Origin of the sequence: Bradyrhizobium manausense (assembly GCF_018129685.1) — a bacterium.
Lineage (GTDB): Bacteria > Pseudomonadota > Alphaproteobacteria > Rhizobiales > Xanthobacteraceae > Bradyrhizobium > Bradyrhizobium manausense_D.
In genome coordinates, this window is the sequence record NZ_JAFCLG010000004.1 from 407,342 (window position 1) to 429,252 (window position 21,911).

Consider the following 21,911-nt stretch of genomic DNA (forward strand, 5'->3'; position numbering starts at 1 on the left):
CCGGCGTCGCCGCGAGGCAACGCCGGACCCTCACAAGGAGGGGCGGGATGACAGACCCACACGTCGCAGACAACGAGCAGGAGGCGGGACCTCCGTCCACCGGTCTGCTGTCGCGGATCAATGCGCCCATCGCCAAGGCGGGCATGTATCTGTCGGTGACAGGACTGCTCATCATCGTCACCATCGTGTTCTACCAGGTGTTCGGACGTTACGTGCTCAACTCCAGTCCGACCTGGACCGAGAACCTTGCGCTGGTTCTGATTCTCTATGTCACGTTGATCGGCGCCGCCGTCGGCGTTCGCGATGCCGGACACATCGGAATGGACAGTCTGCTGGTGATGCTTCCAGATCACCTGCGCGAGAAGGTCGAGCTCGTGATCCATGTCCTCGTGGCCGTGTTCGGCGTTGCCATGGCCTACAACGGATGGATCCTCGGTGCGTCGGTGGGAACGGTGAAGATCCCCAATCTCGGCTTCCCCGAGGTCGTTCGCTATGTGCCGCTGATTGCCTCCGGCGTTCTGATCGTCTCCTTTTCAATCGAGCACATCATTGCTCTCCTGCGCGGCGAAGAGGTCGTCCCCTCATGGAACTGATTATTCTCGGCGCCACGTTTTTCGGCTTCCTGATCCTCGGCGTACCGGTCGCCTTCGCGATCGGCCTGTCGGCGATTTGCACCATTCTTTACGAAGGCCTGCCGGTCGCTGTCATCTTCCAGCAGATGATGTCGGGGATGAACATTTTCTCGTTTCTCGCCATTCCGTTCTTCGTCTTCAGCGGTGAGCTGATGCTGCATGGCGGCGTTGCCGACAAGATTGTGCAACTCGCCAAGAATCTCGTCGGCCACATCCGCGGCGGCCTCGGCATGTCGAACGTGGTCGCCTGTACGCTGTTCGGCGGCGTGTCCGGCTCGCCCGTGGCCGACGTGTCGGCGATGGGCGCGGTGATGATCCCGATGATGAAAAAGGAGGGGTTCGACACCGATTACGCCGTCAACGTCACCACCCACGCCTCGTTGGTGGGCGCGCTTATGCCGACCAGCCACAACATGATCATCTATGCGCTCGCCGCCGGCGGCAAGGTCTCGATCGGCGCGCTGATTGCGGCCGGCCTGTTGCCGGCGCTTGTCCTGATGATTTGCATGCTGGTCGCCGCATACGCGGTCGCAGTGAAGCGCGGCTATCCCGCCGGGAAATTCCCGGGCTGGGCTGAGGTTTTCCGCTCGTTTGCGGCAGCTCTGCCGGGCCTTTTGATCGTCGGCATCATTCTGACCGGCATCCTGTCCGGCGTTTTTACCGCTACGGAGTCCGCCGCAGTCGCCGTCACTTATACGATCGTGCTGACGTTCTTCATCTACCGGACGATGACCTGGAACAACTTTCTGCACGCCGCTGCCAAGGCGGTGAAAACGACAGGCGTGGTCCTGCTGCTGATCGGCGTCTCCACCATGTTCCAGTATCTGATGGGCCTCTATGAGGTCGCCGACTTCGCCGGCGATCTGATGAGCAAGGTGTCGACGCAGCCCTGGATGATCTTCCTGCTGATCAACGTCATCCTGTTCCTGCTCGGCACGTTCATGGACATGGCGGCGACCATCCTGATCTGCACCCCGATCTTCCTGCCGATCGCGATGAAGGCGGGCATGGATCCCGTGCAGTTCGGCATGCTGATGCTGATCAACTGCGCGCTGGGGCTGAACACTCCCCCAGTCGGAACCACGCAGTTCGTCGGCTGCGCCATCGGCGGCATCTCGGTGGGCGCGGTGATGCGGACAATCCTGCCGTTCTACACCGCCCTGATCGCTGCTCTGATGTTCGTGACTTATGTCCCGGCCTTCTCGCTGTGGCTGCCCCGCCTGCTGATGGGATACAAGGGGTAATGCGTTCGCCGGCATTGGCTGGCGAACCGCGCCAGGGAGAATTCTGTCCGTGACGGACTATCGCAAGCTCTTCGATCTCACCGGCAAGACGGCCGTGGTGCTCGGCGCAGCATCGGGCATCGGCAAATCGTCGGCCGAGGCGCTGGCCGGGCTCGGCGCCCGCGTCGTCTGCGCCGATCGGGCGCTTGAGGCGGCCGAGGCGACCGCCGAGGGCATTCGCGACAAGGGCGGCTGGGCCGAAGGGGCTGCATGCGATGCCGCGAGCGCTGCGGACGTCAATGCACTGGCCAAGATCGTGATGCAGAAATTCTCCCGGCTCGACATTGCCGTCACCACGCCGGGGCTCAACATCCGCAAGACCATTCTCGACTACACCGAGGAGGATCTCGACCGCGTCCTGACCCTCAACGTCAAGGGCACGGTCTGGTTCTTCCAGGCGTTTGGCCGCATCATGGTCGAACAGAGGGGCGGCAGCATCATTGCCTGCTCCTCGGTGCGCGCGGTGACCATCGAGCCGGGCCTCGGAGTCTATGGCTCGACCAAGGCGGCGATCGGTCTCCTCGTAAAGGGCTTTGCCTCCGAAGTCGGCCATGCCGGCGTGCGCGTCAACGCGATCGCGCCGAGCATCGTCGAGACTGCGCTGACCAGCCCGTTCAAGCAACGTCCTGACATCTTCAATCTCTACGCCGGGCACACCGTGTTCAATCGCTGGAGCAGCGCCGACGAGGTCGCCACGGCCGTTGCCTATCTCGCCTCGGATGCCGCGAGTTATGTCAGCGGCAGCACGCTGTTCGTCGATGGCGGCTGGACGGGGGTCGACGGTCCGCCGACCGGTCTCACCCAGCTGCACAAGTAAGGTTCGCATCAGCTGGCAAAGCCCACGCGCCGGCGCAGGTCCCCGTGCTCCGCGCCAGTCAGCAGTGCGATCAGTGCTGCCGCCTCCTTCGGATGCGCCGCCTGCATGGCGACGCCTGCCGTGTACATCGTCACCAGCTCGGATCCTGGCGGCAGCGGGCCTGAGAGCACGATGCCGTCGGTGGCGATGATTTCGGTCGCCTGCGTGCATCCGATCGGCCTTGTCGCGGTGGACGCCGCCAGTTCGCGCATCGCCGTTGCACCATTCGGAAATATCTTCAGGCGTGACGTGACTTCATAGGCGATGCCAAGATGGTCCAGTACTTTTGCGACGTGCTGGCCCGCGGTCGAGGCCTTGGTATCAGGAACGTAGATCGCATCCGCGGACCGCAGGACATCGCGCAGATCGGCGTCTGTTTTCGCGTTCACCCTGGGATCGCGGCTGCGGACGGCGAGGGCAGTCTCCACGCGGCCGACGTCTGCGATCGAGGAAGGACTGACCAGCTTCTCTGCGGCGAGCCTGGCAACGAAGGTCTGGGTCAGGATCACAAGGTCGGCCGGCGTGTTTGCGCGCAGCTTGTCCGCCATCACGCCGACCGCGCCGAATTCACCGTCAATGCCGAATCCGGTCTGAGCCTTGAAGGCCTCGGCGAGGCCGCGCACCAGACCTTGCGCCGCGCCGCCGCTCAAAATGTTCACGGTCGTCACGATGTAAGCTCCATGGCTGCGATGATCCTGTCTCGCGTCATCGGAAGGTCGCGCACGCGCACGCCGAGACAGTCGAAGACGGCATTCGCGATCGCTGCTGTCACCGGGCCGTGTGCGGCCTCGCCGGCGCCGACAGGCTCGACCTCCGGCCGCTGGATAATCTCGACATCCACCGCCGGGACCTCGCTGAAAGTCAGGATCGGATAGTCCGTCCACGACGTCGATGTGATGCGCTCCAGGTCGAAGCGAACGCGCTCCTTCAGCACCCAGCTCGTCGCCTGGATCGCGCCGCCTTCGATCTGGTTGATGACGCCATCAGGGTTGATGGCCTCGCCGACGTCGACGGCGAGCGTCAGGCGCCTCACGCGGATGTCATCACCAGTTCCTTCTATCTCTGCAATGGCGGCGCAATAAGCGCCGGTGTTCTTGTAGCGGGCGAAGCCGACTCCATGGCCGATGCCGGATTGCTTTTGCGGCCTCCATCCTGCGCGCCGCGCAGCGGTCCGGAGGACATCCTTCGCCCGCTCGTCGCGGAGGTGGCGCAAGCGGAATGCGATCGGGTCTTCGCCGCGCAGGGCAGCGATCTCGTCGAGCAGGGATTCGATGGCGAACACGTTGCCTTGTGCGCCGAGGGTCCGCAGCGCCGAGGTGCGTACCGGCATGGTCAGCAAGCGATGGCTCGTGATCGTCCACGCCGGGAAATCATAGAGCGGAACCGAGTTGCGGTCTCCACCGCCACCATTGGCGGCTGGCGGATTCGTCGAGATCATACGCGGATAGGGATTTGCGATCTCGCTGGCCGCCAGCAGTGCGGGTTGTGTTGCGCGCCCCGGCCGCGCTGCATGGCCGTTGCTCCAGATCGCGTGATGCCAGCCGACGATCTCGTTATCGGCATCAAGGTCGGCCGCGATCTCGATCGCCATCGCTGCACCGAACGGCGCGTGGCACATCTCGTCGTGACGCGTCCATTGCACCCGCACCGGGAGGCCGCCGGCAGCTCTCGCGAGCAGCACGGCATCGAGTGCCACGTCATCGGCGGCGTTATGCCCGTAGCAGCCCGCGCCCTCCATGTGCTCGACGACGATGTTTTCAACCGGCAGCTTGAGGACGATCGAAAGATCGGCGCGCAGCAGGTAGACGCCCTGGCTGTGCGTCCAGACATGGACACGGTCGCTGTTCCATTGCGCCATCGCGCAGGACGGCGCGATCGAGGCATGCGCGATGTAGGGGCGGGTGTATTGCCGGCGGAGACTATGCGTAGCTTGCGCCGGCGCCGCTGCTATCCTGGTGTCGACGACCGTGGTTTCGACCGGCTGGCTCCTCAGGAAGCCGGCCAGATCGCCTTCATTTGGCAGCGGCTGGCCGGCTGACCATGTCGCTCCCTTGCGCAAGGCTTTCAGCGCGGCCTCGGCTGCGACCTCGCTCTCGGCGACGACGCCAGCAAAGCCGCCATCGCGGACGACCGCGATCAGCCCGGAAACAGCGCGCGCGGCACCTTCGTCAAGCGCAATCAGCCTCGCGCCCGAGACGTCCGGCCGCAGCACGCGTCCGTGCAGCAATCCCGATAGCGCGTGATCATGGATGAAGCGCGGCCGCGCGAACACTTTGTCTGGAATATCGACGCGTTGGATCGATTGTCCGGCCATGCTGCGTGCGATGGCCGACTTCGCCACCGTGCCCGCAACGGCATCGTGGTCGAGCGAGACATCACCCGACAGCTCCCAATAGCTGGTCCTGACATTGCCAGGACCCGAAATCGTGCCGTCGGCGACATCGAGCAATCCCGCGTCGATGCCGAGACGTTCGGACGCTGCGTGGAGGAAACGCTGGCGTACATCGGCGCAGACGTGGCGCAGCGCGCGGCCGGAGTGCTGTATCGACAGACTGCCTGATGTGACACCCTCGTTCGGGCTTGTCGCGGTCGAGGCGCGGATCATGTCGATGCGGCCGATCTCGATGTCGAGCTCGTCCGCTGCGATCTGCGCCAGCGCCGTGACGATGCCCTGGCCGATTTCGACCTTGCCGGGTGAAATGGCCACGCGGCCCTCAACAGTGAACTTCACCCAGGACGACAGTCTTGGATTGGCGGCCAGGCTGACCGGGAGATTCGGGGCAGGGGGCGCCATACTCATGATGACGACATCTCCGATGCCGCTCGCAGCACGGCGCGGACCATGCGATTGTGCGACCCGCAGCGGCACAGATTGCGATCGAGCGCAGCTCTGACCTCGGCTTCCGTCGGCGACGGATTGCGCTTCAGCAGCGCCGCGGCGCTGGCCAGGATCCCGGAGACGCAATAGCCGCATTGCATCGCCTGCTCGGAGATGAAGGCGCGTTGCAGCGGATGCGGCTGCTCGGCGGTCCCAAGGCCCTCCACGGTCACGACGGTCTTGTCGGCCACGGACCACATCGGCATATCGCAGGACGCCATCGCGTGGTCGTCGACCACCACACGGCAGGCGCCGCATTCACCGGCTCCGCAGCCAAAATGCGGACTGGTGATGCCGAGCCGGCTGCGCAGCACGTCGAGCAGCGTCTGATCGGGATCGGTATCCACGGCGACCGTCGCGCCGTTGAGCTGGAATTGGATGACGGGCATGACCGTTACGCCTTCAGGACTTGCCGAGCTTCTTGACCATGTCGGCCCATTTCGCGATGTCGCCGCGCAGGAATTTTTCAAATTCCTCCGGCGACATCGACATGGGCACGGCACCTTGCCCGGTCCAGAGCTTGACGATGTCGGGTCGCTTCACCATCGCGCTCACGGCTGCATTGAGCTTCTCGATGACGGGCCGGGGCGTGCCCGTCGGGGCCATCAGGCCGAGCCAGATCGTCGCCTCATAGCCGGGAACGCCAGCCTCGCCGGCCGTCGGCACATCGGGCAGTACGGCGGAGCGCTGCTGGCCGGTGGTCGCAAGCGCGCGGACCTGGTTTTCGCCGATGTTCGGCGCCATCGCCGGCACGGCGTCGATCATCATCTGCACCTGTCCGCCGATCACGCCGCTGCGCGCCTCGCCACTGTTGCGGTAGGGGACATGGACGACGTCGATGCCGGCCATGGCTTTGAACAGCTCGCCGGCCATGTGGTACGGCGTGCCCTGGCCGGAGGAAGCGTAGTTCAACTTGCCGGGCTGAGTCCTGGCGAGCGCGATGAACTCCTGCAACGTCTTCGCCGGGACTTGCGGGTTCACCACGATGACGAGGTCGGAATAGTTCACCGGCGCGATCGGCGCAAGGTCACGCATCAGATCGTATTTGCGCTGCTCCGGCGTCAGCAGAGATTCATTGGCCGTCTGCGTGTTGGACATCATCAGCAGCGTGTAGCCGTCGGCCGGTGACTTGGCCGCCTCGACGGTGCCGATGACGCCGCCCGCGCCGGTGCGGTTCTCGACCACGAAGGGCTGGCCGAAGCGCTCCTGGAGTGCTTGACCGATCAGCCGGGCCGCGACGTCGGCAGGTCCGCCCGCGCCGAACGGCACGACGATGCGGACTGCGTGGGCCGGATAATCCTGCGCCGGGGATGGGCTTGCCGAGAATATGGCGAGCATGCCGGCGCCCAGCGCCAGCATGATTTGTCGGGCCATCATACCCACCTCCCTGAGCTCGTTTTTGTTGGCCGGCACTCTAGCGGCGGGGGAGGCAGACTGTCGACGCCTTATAAAGTCCGTTCTGGCGGGAATATCGGACCGTCTTCGGGATGGCCGCGGGCCTTTCGCGGTCGCGGGAGGAACATGCCCCGCGCATGGTTTGAGCATTTTGCATGGGCATTGCCGGATAAATGCCCTCGGCTGCCCCTTGTTTTGGTGTTACGAAATTGGCCATGAACCAGCACGCCAAGATCGAGATCCGCCACTCCACCTGTCCGCACGATTGCCCGTCGGCTTGCGCGCTCGATGTCGAGGTGGTGGAAGGCCGCAGCATAGGCCGCGTCCGGGGTTCGAAAAAGCAGACCTACACGGCCGGCGTGGTCTGCGCCAAGGTCGCTCGCTATGCCGAGCGCATCCATCATCCCGAGCGGCTGATCTATCCGATGCGCCGCACGGGCGCGAAGGGATCCGGTCAGTTCGCGCGGATTTCGTGGGACGAGGCGCTGGACGAGATCGCCGATCGTTTCAATCAGGCGGAGCGCGACTTCGGCGCGGAATCGATCTGGCCGTACTACTACGCCGGCACGATGGGGCTGGTGATGCGCGACGGTCTCAACCGTCTCACGCATGTGAAGAAGTACTCGCGCTTCTATCAGACCATCTGCGCCAATGTCGCCCGCATCGGCTTTGCGATCGGCACCGGCAAGATTGCCGGCGTTGATCCGCGCGAGATGGCGCTGTCCGACCTCGTCGTGATCTGGGGCACCAACCCGGTCAACACGCAAGTCAACGTGATGACGCATGCCGCGCGGGCCCGCAAGGAGCGCGGCGCCAGAATCGCGGCGGTCGACATCTACGACAACGAGACCATGAAGCAGGCGGATATCAAGATCCTGCTGCGGCCCGGGACCGACGGCGCGTTTGCCTGCGGCGTGATGCACGTGCTGTTTCGCGACGGCTACGCCGACCGCGCCTACATGGACAAGTACACCGACTGCCCGGCCGAGCTCGAGGCGCATCTGAAGTCGCGCACGCCCGAATGGGCATCCGCGATCTCGGGCGTGCCGGTGGCGGAGATCGAGGCCTTTGCCAAGGCGGTCGGCGAGACCCCGCGTACCTTCTTCCGCCTCGGCTACGGCTTCACGCGCTCGCGCAACGGCGCGGCGCAGATGCATGCGGCGCTCTGCATTCCCGCGGTGACCGGCGCCTGGCAATACGAAGGCGGCGGCGCTTTCTTCAACAATTACGCGCTGTGGCATTTCAACGAAGCCGTGATCGAAGGCCATGACGCGCTCGACAAGTCGACGCGCGCGCTCGACCAGTCGCAGATCGGCCGTATCCTCACCGGCGATGCCGAGGCCCTGCTCGGCAAGGGGCCGGTGAAGGCGATGCTGATCCAGAACACCAATCCGATGACGGTGGCACCGGAGCAGGCACTGGTTCGCCAGGGCTTTGCGCGCGAGGACCTGTTCGTCGCGGTGCACGAGCAGTTCATGACCGAGACGGCTGAGATGGCCGACATCGTGCTGCCCGCCACCATGTTCATGGAGCATGACGACCTCTATTACGGCGGCGGCCACCAGCACATCTCGGTCGGCCCCAAGCTGATCGATCCGCCCGGGGAATGCCGCTCAAATCACGAGGTGCTGCAGGCGCTGGCGCCGCGGCTTGGCGCGAGGCATCCGGGCTTCGAGATGACGCCGCGCGAGTTGATCGACACGACGCTGAAGCTCAGCGACCACGGCGACATCGCCGGCCTCGAGGCCGACCTCTGGCGCGACCTGCAGCCGGACTTCCGCACCTCGCATTATCTCGACGGCTTCGCGCATGCCGACAAGAAGTTTCATTTCAAGGCCGACTGGTCCCACCCGCCGTTCGGCCAGACCATGGGCGATTTCGACAAGATGCCCGACTTGCCGGACCATTGGGCCGTGATCGAGCACACTGATCAGGCGCATCCGTTCCGGCTCGCGACCAGCCCGTCGCGCAGTTTCCTCAACACCACTTTCAACGAGACCCCGTCCTCGCAGGCGCGCGAGGGCAAGGCGAGCGTGATGATCCATCCGCTGGATGCCGCCGCGCTCGACATCGCGGATGGGGATGCGGTGACGCTCGGCAACATCAGAGGCGAGACCACCCTGATCGCCGCGCTGTTCGATGGCGTGCGTCGCGGCGTGCTGATCGCGGAGTCCGTGCATCCGAACAAGAATCACATCGGCGGCCGCGGCATCAACATGCTGACTGGCGCCGATACGGTCGCCCCGATCGGCGGCGCGGCGTTCCACGACAACAAGGTCTGGATCCGGAAGGCGACCGCGGCCTGAGCCGCGCTTCTCCCATGATCGCGCGCAAATTTGTGTCGAGGCGCTAAAGCGGCGCCGCCTTAGGAAATTGCGCTTGCGCCTTGCGCCCGAGCTGCCGCAAATGGCTGCAAACCGGGAGCAAGGAAACTGCGTCATGACCGACACCACAGGCGTCATCACCGAGAAGCGCGGGCAGGCGTTCTGGATCACCATCAACCGCCCCGAGAAGCGCAACGCGCTGAACGGCGACGTCATCGCCGGCATCACGCGTGGCTATCGCGAGGCGCATGACGACAAGGATGTCCGCGTCATCGTGCTGACGGGGGCCGGCGACAAGGCGTTCTGCGCCGGCGCGGACTTGCAGAATTCCGGCGCCGCGTTCGCGATGGACCATTCCAGGCCGAATGTCGACTATGCCGATCTCCTGCGCCTGTCGCAGAATGCGACCAAGCCCGCGATCGCGCGCCTCAGCGGCGTCTGCATGGCCGGCGGCATGGGCCTGTTGTGCATGACCGACATGGCTGTCGCCGCCGATCACGTCATCTTCGGCCTGCCGGAGGTGAAGGTCGGCGTGTTTCCGATGCAGGTGCTGAGCCTGCTGCAGGAGATCGCGCCGCGGCGCCTCGTCAATGAATGGGCGCTGACCGGCGAGCCCTTCGACGCGAAGGCTGCCAAGGACGCCGGCCTGCTCAACTACGTCGTGCCCCCGGCCGAGCTCGATGCCAAGGTCGACTGGCTGATCGGCCGGATCGTCGACAAATCGCCGACCGCCATCCGCCGTGGCAAATATGCGATGCGCGCCATTGCCTCGATGTCGTTCGACGAGAGCATCGCCTATACCGAAAGCCAGATCGCTCTGCTGGCGATGACCGAGGACGCCAAGGAGGGGCTGAAGGCGTTCGGTGAGAAGAGGAAGCCGGTCTGGACGGGGAGGTAGAGGGAGCAAGAGCGAAAACAACCCCATGCACAGTAGGGATGGGGTTGAAACGCCTGGAGAATTTTCGGTCTTACCGAAAAGCCCTTGCTCCGTCGGGCAAAACAGCTGTATAAGGGCAGAATAGGGTTTCGCGCCCGACGTCATCGTCGGCGCGCGGCGGGTGGCGCACGCATGTCGCGCGCCTCATCTGGCGCGCCGCAAACGACTGATTACCCCGCGTTGGCCTTCAGGCCCGCCGCCTGGATGCCGGCGACCGCGCAGGCCTCGTCATTGTCCGAGGTGTCGCCGGAGACGCCGACGGCGCCGAGCAGGGTCGTGCCGTCCATGATCAGCACGCCGCCGGGGACCGGCACCAGCGCGCCCTTCGCAATGGTGTTCACGGCATCGATGAAATAGGCCTGCTCCTGCGCCCGCTGATACAGCGCGCGCGAGCCCATGCCCATCGCGAGGGCGCCATAGGCCTTGCCGTGCGCGATCTCGGCGCGCATCAGGCTGGTGCCGTCCTGCGCGGCGGCGATCTTGAGCACGCCGCGCGCGTCGAGGATGGTGACGACCAAAGGCTTCAGCTTCAGCTCGGTGGACTTTGCGAAGGCGGCGTCGAGGATCTTTCGGGCGGTGTCGAGCGTGAGGTCAGCCATGGCTTGTTTCCTTTGCAGAAGTTGACGTGGAATGGGTCTCGGTGCGGTCCAGGCTCATCGCCAGCACGCGCGCGACGTGAAGTGCCTCGCGCTGGGCGCCATCGTGGATCTGGTGGCGGCAGGAGGTGCCGTCTGCGACGATCAGCGTGGTCTGGTCCGCGCGGCGCACGGCCGGCAGCAGCGACAGCTCGGCCATCTCGATCGAGGCGTCATAAGTGTCCGCGCCATAGCCGAAGGCGCCGGCCATGCCGCAGCAGCTCGTTTCGATCGTCTCGACCTCGAGGCCGGGAACGAGCCGAAGGACCTGCTCGACCGGTTTGAACGCGCCGAAGGATTTTTGATGACAATGGCCATGCGCGACGGCCTTCCCGGCGACGGGGCCGAGCGGAAGTTGCAGGCGGCCGGCTTCGGCCTCGCGCACCAGAAACTCCTCGAAGGTGAGGGCATGGGCGCCGACGGCCTTGGCGTCGTTGTCCTTGCGCAGCGAGGCGAGCTCGTCGCGCAGCGTCAAGAGGCAGCTCGGCTCGAGGCCGACGATCGCCACGCCGCGGGCGGCGAACGGCGCGAAGGCGGCGACAACACGGTCGAGCTCGTATCTCGCTTCATCGACCAGACCGGCCGACAGGAATGTGCGGCCGCAGCAGAGCGGACGGCTGCCGCTCGTGGGTTTCGGCAGATGCACGCGATAACCGCCGGCTGTCAGCACGCGCAGCGCGGCGTCGAGGTTCTCCCGCTCGTAGATGCGATTGAAGGTGTCGGCGAACAGCACGACGTCGCGGCCGGTCTCGGGACCAGCCACCTCAGCCGGCGGCACGAACACGTCGCTGCGGAAGGCGGGCAGGGCGCGGCGCGCGCTGATGCCGGCAAAGCGCTCGAACAGCTTGCGCAGGAGCGCGCTGTGGTTGCGCAAATTCGCGATCGGGGCGAAGCGCGAGGCGAGGCCGGCATAGCGCGGCAGGTACCCGACCAGGCGATCGCGCAACGTCAAACCATGGGAGCTTGCCCGTGCCGCGAGCACTTCGATCTTCATCTTGGCCATGTCCACGCCCGTGGGGCATTCGTGGCGGCAGGCCTTGCAGGAGACGCAGAGTTTCAACGTCTCTATCATCTCGTCGGAGGACAACGCGTCGGGGCCGAGCTGGCCTGAAATCGCGAGCCGCAGCGTGTTGGCGCGTCCTCGGGTGACGTCCTTCTCGTTGCGGGTGGCGCGATAGGACGGGCACATCACGCCGCCCTCGAGCTTGCGGCAGGCACCGTTGTTGTTGCACATCTCGACCGCGCCCTGGAAACCGCCGCCGGCGCCGGGCCAGGCGGACCAGTCGAGCTTCGTCTTGAGGTCGGCGACGCGATAGTCGGGTTTGAAGCGGAACAGCGAGCGGTCGTCCATCCTGGGCGCGTCGACGATCTTGCCGGGATTGAGCACGCCGGCGGGATCGAAGCGATGCTTCACCTCGCGGAAGTCGGCAACGAGGCGGTTCCCGAACATGGCCTCGTGGAATTCGGAGCGCACCAGGCCGTCGCCATGCTCGCCGGAATGCGAGCCCTTGTATTCGCGGACCAGCGCGAAGGCTTCCTCGGCGATGGCGCGCATCGCCTTGACGTCCTTCTCGAGCTTCAAGTTCAGCACCGGCCGCACATGCAGACAGCCCTCGGAGGCGTGCGCATACATCGTGCCGCTGGTGCCGTGTTTCGCGAACACCTCGTTCAGGCGCTGAGTGTAGTCGGCGAGATGCGGCAGCGGCACGGCGCAGTCTTCGACGAACGAGACCGGCTTGCCCTCCTGCTTCATCGACATCATGACGTTGAGGCCGGCGGCGCGGAAATCGGCGATGCCGCTCTGCAACGCCGGCTCGGTGATCTCGACCACGCCGCCCCACTTGCTGATATCGTTGTTCCAGCCGAAGCCGAGATCGCCCATCAGCTCGGAGAGCTGCCTCAGGCGCAACAGATTGTCGGCCTGATCCTCCTCGGCGAACTCGACCACCAGCACGGCATCCGGATCGCCCTTGATCGCCGCGTTGATGATCGGCTTGAACATCGCGATATCGCGGCCGAGCGCGATCATGGTGCGGTCGACCAGCTCGACCGCGATCGGCTTCAGCTTGACCAGATGCTGGGTGGCATCCATTGCCTCGTAGAAGCTGCCGAAATGGCAGACGCCGAGCGCCTTGTTGCGGATGACGGGCCACAGCTTCAGCTCGACCTTGGTGGTGAAGGCGAGGGTGCCTTCCGATCCCACCAGCAGGTGCGCCATGTTGTTGCGGGCATTGCGCGGGGTCAGCGCATCGAGATTGTAGCCGCCGACGCGGCGCTGCACCTTCGGGAAGCGCGCGGCGATCTCGTCGGCCTCGCGGGCACCGAGATCGAGCATGTCGCGGAATAATGCGCGCATGCCGTCGCTGGCGCTAAAGTCGGACAGGTCGCGCGACACCTCGCCAAAACGGCTCAAGGTGCCGTCGGCGAGAGAGGCCTCCATCGACAGGGTATTGTCGCGCATCGTCCCGTAGCGGAGCGAGCGGCCGCCGCAGGAATTGTTGCCGGCCATGCCGCCGATCGTGGCGCGCGACGCCGTGGAGACATCGACCGGAAACCACAGGCCGTGCTTTTTCAGCTGGCGGTTGAGGTCGTCGAGCACGATGCCGGGCTCGACCACGCAGGTCCGGCCCTCGACATCGAGCGACAGGATCCTGTTGAGGTGTTTCGAGAGATCGACCACGAGGCCGTCATTGACGGTCTGGCCGCATTGCGAGGTGCCTCCGCCGCGCGGGGTGACCTTCACGCCCTCGTCGCGCGCGATCGCCAGCGCCGCCAGGGCCTCGTCCATGGTCTTGGGAACGACCACCCCTGAGGGCACGATCTGGTAGAACGAGGCATCGGTGGCGTAGCGGCCGCGGCTGAAGCCGTCGAACAGGACGTCGCCGGTCATGGCCGCGCGCAGGCGCCGTTCGAGCGAGGAGGCGTTTGTCATCCCTGGTCCCGGATTGCTCCAGCGCGGCCCTTGGACCTCGTTGGAGTATTCATTCTAGTTTCTGACCGATTATATTATGAATTCAAAATGAGCAAGCCGGTGGCCCATCAAGGTGCCGCTGGCGTGTCCTCTGGAGGCTCGGCGAGGTGTTCGAGCGCCGCCGCCCGCTTGTTGCGCAGGTGCTGGAACAGGATGTCGCTGAGCTCGCTGGCCGCACGGCGGCGCAGGGCGTCCAGGATCGCCTCGTGCTCGCGCATCGCCTCGGCCCAGCGCCGCCGCTTGCGGGCGAAGTTTGCGGAGTAGCGGACGCGGCGAATGCGGCCGGCAAAGCTGGCGTAAGCCGTCTTGAGCGTCTCGTTGCGCGCGGCTGCGACGATGCTCTCGTGGATGCGCTGGTTGGCCTGGAAATAACCGGGCATGTCGCGGTGCAAATAATAACCGTACATGTCGTAATGCAGCTGCTCGATCGCGGCGATTTCATCGTCTGTAATAGCCTCGCAGGCAAGGCGCCCGGCGAGGCTTTCAAGGCCGGCCATCACGTCGAACAGCTCTTCCAGGTCGCGCTGGCTGAGCTGGCGGATTCGGGCGCCGCGGTTGGGCAGGAGCTCGATCAGCCCCTCGGCGGCGAGCACCTTCAGGGCCTCGCGCAGGGGCGTGCGGGAAATGCCGAACATCTCGCAGAGCTGGCGCTCAGGAACCCGCGCGCCATCGGGAATGTTGCCTTCCACGACATAGTCGCGCAGCCGCAACAGGATCTCGCCATGGAGCGAGGCCTCGTGACGGTTGTCCTGGCGTTCGCCGCCATTGGATGGGCCGATCGGGACCCCGGTGTCGGGAATCGTGGATTTCATTTGCAGCACAGTAGTTTGCTCGCGATATCGCGTCGACGTCCACAATCGAATACCAAATTTCGATTGAAATGACAAAAAATGAATGCAAAATGACGTCCGAGCCGGCCAGAGTCCGTTGCCAGGGAGGTTTTCATGCATCAGGGACGCCATTTCCTTCAGATTCCGGGCCCGAGCCCGGTCCCCGAGCGCGTCCTGCGCGCCATGGACATGCCCGTCATCGACCACCGGAGCGCCGAATTCGGCGAGCTTGGCCGCACCGTGCTGGAAGGCAGCCAGAAGATCTTTCAGACCACGGGGCCCGTCATCATCTTCCCGTCGTCGGGGACCGGGGCCTGGGAGGCTGCGATCGTCAACACGCTGTCGCCCGGCGACAAGGTGCTGATGGTCGAGACCGGCCATTTCGCCACGCTGTGGCGCCAGATGGCGGGCCGCTTCGGTATCGAGGTTGACTTCGTGCCGGGCGACTGGCGTCGCGGCGCCGACCCTGACGTGATCGAGGCCAGGCTCACCGAGGACAAGGCCCGTGCCATCAAGGCGGTGATGGTCGTGCACAACGAGACCTCGACCGGCGCGACCAGCCGCATCGCCGAGATCCGGGCCGCGATCGATCGCACCTCGCATCCGGCGCTGCTGATGGTCGACACCATCTCCTCGCTCGGCTCGGTCGACTATCGCCACGACGCGTGGAAGGTCGATGTCAGCGTCAGCTGCTCACAAAAGGGTTTCATGCTGCCGCCCGGCCTCGGCTTCAACGCGATCTCGGAGAAGGCGCGTGCGGCGGCGAAGACCAACAAGATGCCGCGCTCCTATTTCGACTGGGAGGAGATGCTCAAGCCCAACGCCCACGGTTTCTTCCCATACACGCCGGCGACCAACCTGCTTTACGGCCTGCGCGAGGCGATCGCGATGCTGCTGGAGGAGGGGCTCGACAACGTGTTCGCCCGGCATCAGCGGCTCGCTGCCGCAACGCGTGCCGCCGTCAGTCATTGGGGGCTCGAAGTGCTTTGCCAAGAGCCGTCGGAATTCTCGCCGGTGCTCACCGCCGTGCTGATGCCGCCCGGACATGACGCCGATCAGTTCCGCAAGATCGTGCTCGAAAACTACAACATGTCGCTCGGCTCGGGCCTGTCGAAGGTCGCCGGAAAGGTCTTCCGCATCGGCCATCTCGGCGAATGCAATGCGCTGACGCTGCTGGGCGCGCTCACGGGCGTCGAGATGGGCCTGTCGGTCGCCGGCGTGCCGCACCGCTCCGGCGGCGTCGACGCCGCGATGAAGCTGCTGGAGCAGCGCGCGCAGGGCAATGCATCGCCCCATCTCAAAGTGGTCGGCACTTAAGGCCCGCGCGAGACACGCGGGCGGCAATCATAAGAAACGATCAGGAGGGTGGAGATGGGTATCAGGTTCAAGGCCACGCATGTCGTGCTGGCGATGCTTTGCGCAATGTATTTCATCACCTATGTCGATCGGGTGAACATCGGCACGGCCGCGAGCGAGATCCAGAAGGAGCTCGTTCTCTCGAACACGCAGCTCGGCCTCGTCTTCTCCGCCTTCGCCTATCCGTATCTGCTGTTTCAGGTGATCGGCGGCTGGGTCGGCGATCGCTTCGGGCCGCGCAAGACGCTGTTCTGGTGCGGCATGATCTGGGCGGTCGCCACCATCTCGACCGGCTTCGTCAACGGTCTTGCCGCTCTGTTCGTGGCGCGCTTCGCGCTCGGCTTCGGCGAGGGCGCGACGTTCCCGACCGCGACGCGCGCGATGCAGTACTGGACGCCGGCCAATCGCCGTGGCTTCGCGCAGGGCCTGACCCATTCCTTCGCCCGGCTCGGCAATGCCGTCACGCCGCCGGTGGTGGCGCTCCTGATCCTGTGGCTGACCTGGCGCGGCGCATTCGTCGTGCTCGGCTTCGTCAGCTTGATCTGGGGCGTGATCTGGGTCTGGTACTTCCGCAACGAGCCGAAAGACCACGCCTCCATCACGCAGGCCGAGCTTGCCGCGCTGCCGCCGCGCCCGGCCGGCGAGCGGCCGCGTGTGCCCTGGGGGCCGCTGCTGGGGCGGATGTGGCCGGTGACGCTGACCTATTTCTGCTACGGCTGGTGCCTTTGGCTTTATCTCAACTGGCTGCCGCTGTTCTTCAAGAACAACTACAATCTCGACATCAAGAACTCGGCGCTGTTCGCCTCCGGCGTCTTCTTCGCCGGCGTGATCGGCGACAGTGTCGGGGGCGTGATCTCGGACAAGATCCTCGATCGCACCGGCAATGTCCGCCTGGCGCGGCTCAGCGTCACCGTAACGGGATTTGCGGGAGCGCTGCTCTCGCTGTTCCCGATCCTGTTCGTCCACGACATCACCATCGTCGCGCTGTGTCTGTCGGCCGGCTTCTTCTGTGCCGAGCTCGTGATCGGTCCGATGTGGTCGATCCCGATGGACATTGCCCCGAAATATTCGGGGACCGCGTCGGGGCTGATGAACACCGGCTCGGCCTTCGCCGCGATCGTCTCGCCGCTGGTCGCTGGTTTCGTGATCGACGCGACCGGCAACTGGTACCTGCCGTTCCTGATGTCGATGGGGCTGCTCCTGCTGGGTGGCGTTTCTGCCTTCCTGATGCACCCGGAGCGCCCGTTTACGGACGCCGAGGCGACGGCGTCGTCCGGGAGGGTGGTGGCGGCCGAGTAGGGCCGCCTGATGTGCATGGGAGGCACCTTCAGGAGAGGGGACAAGCCGGTCAAATGGTGCTATTCGGCGGGCCATCAAAATCAAGGCCAGACCGGGAAGGACGCCGATGACTCTGCACACTGGAAGGCATTTCCTACAGATTCCAGGACCGACCAACGTGCCCGACCGGGTGCTGCGGGCGATGGACATGCCGACGCTGGACCATCGCGGTGCGGAGTTCGCCGAGCTCGGTTTTGCCGCCCTTGCCGCGATGCAGCGGGTGTTCCGCACCAAGCAGCCGGTGATCATCTTCCCCTCGTCCGGCACCGGCGCCTGGGAAGCGGCGATGGTCAACGTGCTCAAGCCCGGTGACAAGGTGTTGATGTGCGAGACCGGGCAGTTCGCCGTGCTGTGGCGCGGCATCGCCGACAAGTTCAAGCTCGATGTCGACTTCATCCCCGGCGACTGGCGCCATGGTGCGGACCTTGCCGAGATCGAGAAGCGTTTGAGCGCCGACAAGCAGCACGCGATCAAGGCGGTCTGCGTCGTCCACAACGAGACCTCGACCGGCTGCGTCACGCCGCCGCTCGATGTGCGCAAGCTGCTCGATCGCGTCAAGCACCCGGCGCTGCTGATGGTCGACACCATCTCCGGCCTCGGCTCGATGGAATACGAGCACGACGCCTGGGGCATCGACGTCTCGGTCGCCGGTTCCCAGAAGGGCCTGATGCTGCCGCCAGGCCTGGGCTTCAACGCCGTATCGGAGAAGGCGCTCAGTGTCGCCAAAGCCAACGAGGGCATGCGCTCCTATTGGGACTGGCAGGAGGTCATCTCCTTCAACAAGCTCGGCACGTTCCCCTATACGCCTGCCACCAATCTGCTGATGGGCCTGCGTGAGGCCGTCAAGATGCTGGAGGAGGAAGGCCTCGAGAACGTCTGGTCGCGCCATAAGCGTCACAGCGCCGCGACGCGCGCCGCGGCCAAGGTCTGGGGCCTGGAGACGCAGTGCGTCGATCCCGCCGCGCACTCGCCGGCGCTGACCGGCGTGCGCGTGCCTGATGGCCACGACGCCGACGCCTTCCGCAAGGTGGTGCTCGACAATTTCGACATGTCGCTCGGCACCGGCCTGAACAAGGTCAAAGGCAAGGTGTTCCGCATCGGCCATATCGGCCACTTCAACGATCTGATGCTGATGGGCACGCTCGCCGGCGTCGAGATGGGCCTGGATCTTGCAAAGATTCCGCATCGGAGCGGCGGCGTGCTGGCAGCCATGGACGTCCTGAAGGGACGCGACGTGGTGCCGATGACCAAGGCCCAGGTGGCCTGAACGAACTGGAAAGTGAAAGCGCGATGAACGCACCTGCAACTGCCGACGAAGACCTGCTCTACTCCGTCACGGACGGCATCGCGCGGATCACCTTCAACCGCCCGCAGGCGCGCAACGCCATGACCTTCGCCATGTATGACCGCATGGCGGAGATCTGCACCGAGATCAACGCCGATCGCTCCATCAAGGTGTTGATCCTGACCGGCGCCGGCGACAAGGCTTTCGCGTCCGGCACCGACATCTCCCAGTTCCGCGCCTTCGAGACGGCGCAGGATGCGCTCGACTACGAGTCGCGGATCGACCGCGTGCTCGGCACGCTCGAGCAGTGCCGCGTCCCCGTGATTGCGGCCATCGCGGGCGCCTGCACCGGCGGCGGCGCCGGCATCGCCGCCTGCTGCGACCTGCGGATCGGCACCGCGACGACGCGCATGGGTTTTCCGATCGCGCGCACGCTCGGCAATTGCCTGTCGATGTCGAACATCAGCCGTGTCGTTGCGCTGGTCGGTCCGGCCCGCACCAAGGACCTGATCTTCACGGCACGTCTGATCGAGGCGCCGGAGGCGCTGGCTCTCGGCCTGCTCAACGAGATCGTGCCCGATGTCGAGACCCTGCAGCGGCGCGCGGACGAGACCGCAAGGCTGGTCGCAAGCCACGCGCCCCTCACGATGGAGACGGCCAAGGAAGCCGTGCGGCGAATCCGTCCCACGCTGTCGCGCGAGCAGGGCCAGGACCTGATCCTCAAGGCCTATATGAGCGAAGATTTCCGCGAGGGCATGGACGCCTTCCTCAACAAGCGGACGCCTGTGTGGAAGGGAAAATAGCCGCCACTTGATGAGTCCAGCCGTTGGCCCAGGGCGGGCCCCCGGTTATTCCTCCTCGGACACGCACTTTCCGCCGATCAGGGTATCCGGCGGGTTGCAGAAGACGCTCGACGTGCTCGAGCTGGATCCTGTCTGCGAATTGACGATGCTGAACAACGTGTCTGTGCTCCAGATGTTCGGATCATCCTGACGATGCCGCGCGATCAGCGGCTTGTCCTTCTGGCCGAAGTAGAACTTCAGGCCACCCCAGATTCCGCGAGTGTCTCCTTCTCCGACGCGCGCTTCGAAGAAGGCGGAGGCCTTGATCTGGTGGCCGAGCGGGAAGGCATATTCGCTGCCGAGCGCCATCGCGTTCTTGCCCCCGAGATAGCGATGGCCGACATATCCCATCCAGTCGTCGGTCAGATAGTATTTGAGGTTGATCTGGTCGAAGAACCGGGTGCGAACGTCGAACGCCGAGGTGCTGGTCGTGGCCGTGATCACCCCGGGGGCGCCGGGAACGAAGAAGAGGTGGGCCGCCGGAGCGACGATGCTGGTCGAGGAGGTCGTCAGGGAAGCCTGGTTGCCGAATTCGACACCAGCGATTCCCTGGATCGTAAAACGGCCAAAATAATACTCGCCTTCGCCGGCCACTTGGCTGACGCGCGCTCCGCCGTAGCGATCCCAGGCGGTGTGGCTCGCATAGACGCCGAACAGGGCCTGACCCGGATTTCGCCAGAAGAAGTGGCCGGCGATATTGCCGAAGCGACTACCGTCGAAGCTGCCGAAAGCTCCGTCCAACTGTGCGCCGATACTTTGGCCCAAGGGCATCGTGACTGCGCCCTGCGCGCCGCCCAGGGACCGATTGGCGAGCGAGCCGCCGAACGCCTCGGCCTTGCCGTTGAAGCCATCGACCGCCGGTCCATTGCCGGGGGCCGGCGCGGAGGTAAATAGCAGCGGATCGGCCAACGCTGCCCCCGAGAACAAGGCTGCGCCGACAATGCCCTGCAAAAAGGCGATCATCAGCTCATTGATTCGCTTCCGAAAGCCCATTCGCAGGTTCCTCTTCAGGAACGGGTAACGATATCTTACGACCGAGGCAATTGGCAGAATCGCGATTCTATCGGAATGGTTCGCAGTGTTGCCTGGCGGCCACCGCGGGAGCAGCCCTCGTCTGTGGCTTGCGACCTGGGGCCGGCTCCGGCCTAACGAGGTTCTCGCATCCCGCCGAAAGTCATAGGTGGAGAGTGCCGCCGGCTTGAACTTGCCGGGGATATCCCCACAATGCTACCACAAGATTGGCATTCCGAATGCCAGAAATGCCCAGGGGAAACGCGTGGGACATGGAATGAAGGCCGCAGTGGCGCTGACGGCCGCGCTTTGGGCTGCACCGGCACTGGCCGGCTGGGAGCCGACCAAACCCGTCGAGATCGTCGTGGCGGCGGGCGCCGGCGGCGCCTCCGACCAGATGGCGCGGATGATGCAGGCCGCGATCCAGAAGAACAGTCTGATGAAGCAGCCGATCGTCGTCTCGCTCAAGGGTGGGGCGTCCGGTGCCGAAGCGCTGATGTACATGAAATCCAGCGAGGGTGATCCGAACAAGGTGCTGATCGCCTATTCGCTGATCTACATGCTGCCGCTGTCGGCGAAAATCCCGTTCAACTGGCGCGAGCTCACGCCGGTCGCGGTGATCGGGCTCGACCAGTTCGTGCTGTGGGACAACAGCGCCGGCCCCAAATCGGTGAAGGAATTCGTCGAGGCCGCGAAGGCGGCATCCGCGCCGTTCAAGATGGGCGGCACCGGCTCCAAACGCGAGGATCACGTGCTGACGGTCTTCCTCGAGCAGAAGACCGGTGCGAAGTTCTCCTATCTGCCCTACAAGTCCGGCGGCGAGGCCGCGACCCAGCTGGTCGGCAACCACACCGAATCCAACGTCAACAACCCGTCCGAAAATCTCGAAGTCTGGCGCGCCGGCCAGGTACGTCCGCTCTGCGTGTTCGACAAGGAGCGTATCACCTACACCAGCAAGGTGACGGACACGCAGTCCTGGGCCGACATCCCGACCTGCAAGGAGGAGGGCGTCGACGTGCAGTATTTGATGCTGCGCGCGATGTTCCTGCCGGGCAAGGTCACGGGTGAGCAGCAGGCATTCTATGTCGAGCTGTTCCACAAGGTCACGCAGACCGCCGAATACAAGGACTACATGGAAAAACAGGCGCTGAAACCGATCTTCCTGACCGGCAAGGACATGGTGCAGTTCCTCGAGGAGGACGATGCCCTGAACAAGTCGTTGATGACGGAAGCAGGGTTCGTCGCGAAGTAGGCGCTCTCTCTTCTCCCTCTCCCCGTACTTACGGGCAGAGGGTCGGGTTGAGGGGCTCTCTCCCCGAAGACAGTGGCAGACGGACT

At 64.8% G+C, this 21,911-nt stretch carries 18 protein-coding genes; 10 read left to right on the forward strand and 8 right to left on the reverse strand.

What is annotated here, in order from left to right; genetic code table 11:
• Positions 1 to 47 precede the first annotated feature (47 nt).
• The 3 genes from JQ621_RS14485 to JQ621_RS14495 are packed head-to-tail and all read left to right on the forward strand — an operon-like array spanning position 48 to position 2,732.
• Positions 48 to 593, forward strand: coding sequence for a TRAP transporter small permease (locus tag JQ621_RS14485; RefSeq protein WP_212235369.1), 546 nt, complete (start codon positions 48 to 50; stop codon positions 591 to 593).
• Positions 584 to 1,876: a TRAP transporter large permease gene (locus tag JQ621_RS14490; RefSeq protein WP_212235370.1), complete on the forward strand. Its 1,293-nt coding sequence runs from the start codon at positions 584 to 586 to the stop codon at positions 1,874 to 1,876. Before JQ621_RS14485 ends, JQ621_RS14490 begins: the two co-directional genes overlap by 10 nt.
• Before the next feature lie 49 nt (positions 1,877 to 1,925).
• Positions 1,926 to 2,732, forward strand: a complete 807-nt coding sequence (locus JQ621_RS14495) for an SDR family NAD(P)-dependent oxidoreductase (RefSeq protein ID WP_212235371.1) — start codon at positions 1,926 to 1,928, stop codon at positions 2,730 to 2,732.
• 8 nt (positions 2,733 to 2,740) lie between these two features.
• Here the strand turns inward: JQ621_RS14495 and JQ621_RS14500 are convergent, their stop codons facing one another.
• Genes JQ621_RS14500 through JQ621_RS14515 form a run of 4 tightly spaced genes read right to left on the reverse strand, consistent with a single transcriptional unit; the run spans position 2,741 to position 7,026 of the window.
• A complete protein-coding gene (locus JQ621_RS14500) occupies positions 2,741 to 3,439 on the reverse strand; it encodes a molybdate ABC transporter substrate-binding protein (RefSeq protein WP_212235372.1) in 699 nt (232 codons plus the stop codon).
• A complete protein-coding gene (locus tag JQ621_RS14505) occupies positions 3,436 to 5,565 on the reverse strand; it encodes a xanthine dehydrogenase family protein molybdopterin-binding subunit (protein WP_249125304.1) in 2,130 nt (709 codons plus the stop codon). The genes JQ621_RS14500 and JQ621_RS14505 overlap by 4 nt, the downstream gene beginning before the upstream one ends.
• A gap of 2 nt (positions 5,566 to 5,567) precedes the next feature.
• Entirely contained in the window at positions 5,568 to 6,038 is a 471-nt protein-coding gene (locus JQ621_RS14510) for a (2Fe-2S)-binding protein (RefSeq protein ID WP_212235374.1), read from the reverse strand.
• A 13-nt stretch (positions 6,039 to 6,051) separates the two neighbouring features.
• A complete protein-coding gene (locus JQ621_RS14515) occupies positions 6,052 to 7,026 on the reverse strand; it encodes a Bug family tripartite tricarboxylate transporter substrate binding protein (protein WP_212235375.1) in 975 nt (324 codons plus the stop codon).
• A gap of 233 nt (positions 7,027 to 7,259) precedes the next feature.
• Between JQ621_RS14515 and JQ621_RS14520 the strand changes: the two genes are divergently transcribed.
• Positions 7,260 to 9,350 (forward strand): molybdopterin oxidoreductase family protein, encoded by a 2,091-nt coding sequence (locus JQ621_RS14520; protein ID WP_212235376.1) that lies wholly within the window; start codon positions 7,260 to 7,262, stop codon positions 9,348 to 9,350.
• 133 nt (positions 9,351 to 9,483) lie between these two features.
• Entirely contained in the window at positions 9,484 to 10,266 is a 783-nt protein-coding gene (locus tag JQ621_RS14525) for an enoyl-CoA hydratase/isomerase family protein (protein ID WP_212235377.1), read from the forward strand.
• Between the two features lie 209 nt (positions 10,267 to 10,475).
• On the opposite strand, the gene JQ621_RS14530 is transcribed toward JQ621_RS14525, so the two are convergent.
• From JQ621_RS14530 to JQ621_RS14540, 3 genes are all read right to left on the reverse strand, one after another.
• Positions 10,476 to 10,904, reverse strand: a complete 429-nt coding sequence (locus JQ621_RS14530; RefSeq protein WP_027531975.1) for a GlcG/HbpS family heme-binding protein — start codon at positions 10,902 to 10,904, stop codon at positions 10,476 to 10,478.
• A complete protein-coding gene (locus JQ621_RS14535; RefSeq protein WP_212235378.1) occupies positions 10,897 to 13,872 on the reverse strand; it encodes an FAD-binding and (Fe-S)-binding domain-containing protein in 2,976 nt (991 codons plus the stop codon). Before JQ621_RS14535 ends, JQ621_RS14530 begins: the two co-directional genes overlap by 8 nt.
• A 107-nt stretch (positions 13,873 to 13,979) precedes the next feature.
• Positions 13,980 to 14,723, reverse strand: coding sequence for a GntR family transcriptional regulator (locus JQ621_RS14540; protein WP_212235417.1), 744 nt, complete (start codon positions 14,721 to 14,723; stop codon positions 13,980 to 13,982).
• Between the two features lie 132 nt (positions 14,724 to 14,855).
• Here JQ621_RS14540 and JQ621_RS14545 point away from each other — a divergent pair, with 132 nt between their 5' ends.
• From JQ621_RS14545 to JQ621_RS14560, 4 genes are all read left to right on the forward strand, one after another.
• A complete protein-coding gene (locus JQ621_RS14545; protein ID WP_212235379.1) occupies positions 14,856 to 16,058 on the forward strand; it encodes a pyridoxal-phosphate-dependent aminotransferase family protein in 1,203 nt (400 codons plus the stop codon).
• Between the two features lie 54 nt (positions 16,059 to 16,112).
• On the forward strand, positions 16,113 to 17,396 hold the full coding sequence (locus JQ621_RS14550; protein WP_212235380.1) for an MFS transporter: 1,284 nt from the start codon (positions 16,113 to 16,115) through the stop codon (positions 17,394 to 17,396).
• 106 nt (positions 17,397 to 17,502) lie between these two features.
• Positions 17,503 to 18,702: a pyridoxal-phosphate-dependent aminotransferase family protein gene (locus JQ621_RS14555; RefSeq protein WP_212235381.1), complete on the forward strand. Its 1,200-nt coding sequence runs from the start codon at positions 17,503 to 17,505 to the stop codon at positions 18,700 to 18,702.
• A gap of 23 nt (positions 18,703 to 18,725) precedes the next feature.
• Positions 18,726 to 19,523 carry an enoyl-CoA hydratase/isomerase family protein gene (locus JQ621_RS14560; protein WP_212235382.1) on the forward strand — a complete coding sequence of 266 codons (798 nt, stop codon included), beginning with the start codon at positions 18,726 to 18,728 and terminating at the stop codon, positions 19,521 to 19,523.
• Positions 19,524 to 19,568: 45 nt separating this feature from the next.
• On the opposite strand, the gene JQ621_RS14565 is transcribed toward JQ621_RS14560, so the two are convergent.
• Complete coding sequence (locus JQ621_RS14565; RefSeq protein ID WP_212235383.1) at positions 19,569 to 20,555, reverse strand: hypothetical protein; 987 nt, start codon at positions 20,553 to 20,555, stop codon at positions 19,569 to 19,571.
• A gap of 295 nt (positions 20,556 to 20,850) precedes the next feature.
• On the opposite strand from JQ621_RS14565, the gene JQ621_RS14570 reads away from it, so the two are divergent.
• Positions 20,851 to 21,825, forward strand: coding sequence for a tripartite tricarboxylate transporter substrate binding protein (locus JQ621_RS14570; protein WP_212235384.1), 975 nt, complete (start codon positions 20,851 to 20,853; stop codon positions 21,823 to 21,825).
• Positions 21,826 to 21,911: the final 86 nt, after the last annotated feature.

Bases quoted from the DNA above. Each gene is read 5' to 3' on its own strand.
- JQ621_RS14545 (WP_212235379.1), top strand. From the start codon at position 14,856: ATGCATCAGGGACGCCATTTCCTTCAGATTCCGGGCCCGAGCCCGGTC.
- JQ621_RS14535 (WP_212235378.1), bottom strand. From the start codon at position 13,872: ATGACAAACGCCTCCTCGCTCGAACGGCGCCTGCGCGCGGCCATGACC.
- JQ621_RS14510 (WP_212235374.1), bottom strand. From the start codon at position 6,038: ATGCCCGTCATCCAATTCCAGCTCAACGGCGCGACGGTCGCCGTGGAT.
- JQ621_RS14485 (WP_212235369.1), top strand. From the start codon at position 48: ATGACAGACCCACACGTCGCAGACAACGAGCAGGAGGCGGGACCTCCG.
- JQ621_RS14505 (WP_249125304.1), bottom strand. From the start codon at position 5,565: ATGGCGCCCCCTGCCCCGAATCTCCCGGTCAGCCTGGCCGCCAATCCA.
- JQ621_RS14560 (WP_212235382.1), top strand. From the start codon at position 18,726: ATGAACGCACCTGCAACTGCCGACGAAGACCTGCTCTACTCCGTCACG.
- JQ621_RS14550 (WP_212235380.1), top strand. From the start codon at position 16,113: ATGGGTATCAGGTTCAAGGCCACGCATGTCGTGCTGGCGATGCTTTGC.
- JQ621_RS14490 (WP_212235370.1), top strand. From the start codon at position 584: ATGGAACTGATTATTCTCGGCGCCACGTTTTTCGGCTTCCTGATCCTC.
- JQ621_RS14530 (WP_027531975.1), bottom strand. From the start codon at position 10,904: ATGGCTGACCTCACGCTCGACACCGCCCGAAAGATCCTCGACGCCGCC.
- JQ621_RS14570 (WP_212235384.1), top strand. From the start codon at position 20,851: ATGAAGGCCGCAGTGGCGCTGACGGCCGCGCTTTGGGCTGCACCGGCA.
- JQ621_RS14520 (WP_212235376.1), top strand. From the start codon at position 7,260: ATGAACCAGCACGCCAAGATCGAGATCCGCCACTCCACCTGTCCGCAC.
- JQ621_RS14540 (WP_212235417.1), bottom strand. From the start codon at position 14,723: ATGAAATCCACGATTCCCGACACCGGGGTCCCGATCGGCCCATCCAAT.
- JQ621_RS14525 (WP_212235377.1), top strand. From the start codon at position 9,484: ATGACCGACACCACAGGCGTCATCACCGAGAAGCGCGGGCAGGCGTTC.
- JQ621_RS14555 (WP_212235381.1), top strand. From the start codon at position 17,503: ATGACTCTGCACACTGGAAGGCATTTCCTACAGATTCCAGGACCGACC.
- JQ621_RS14515 (WP_212235375.1), bottom strand. From the start codon at position 7,026: ATGATGGCCCGACAAATCATGCTGGCGCTGGGCGCCGGCATGCTCGCC.
- JQ621_RS14565 (WP_212235383.1), bottom strand. From the start codon at position 20,555: ATGGGCTTTCGGAAGCGAATCAATGAGCTGATGATCGCCTTTTTGCAG.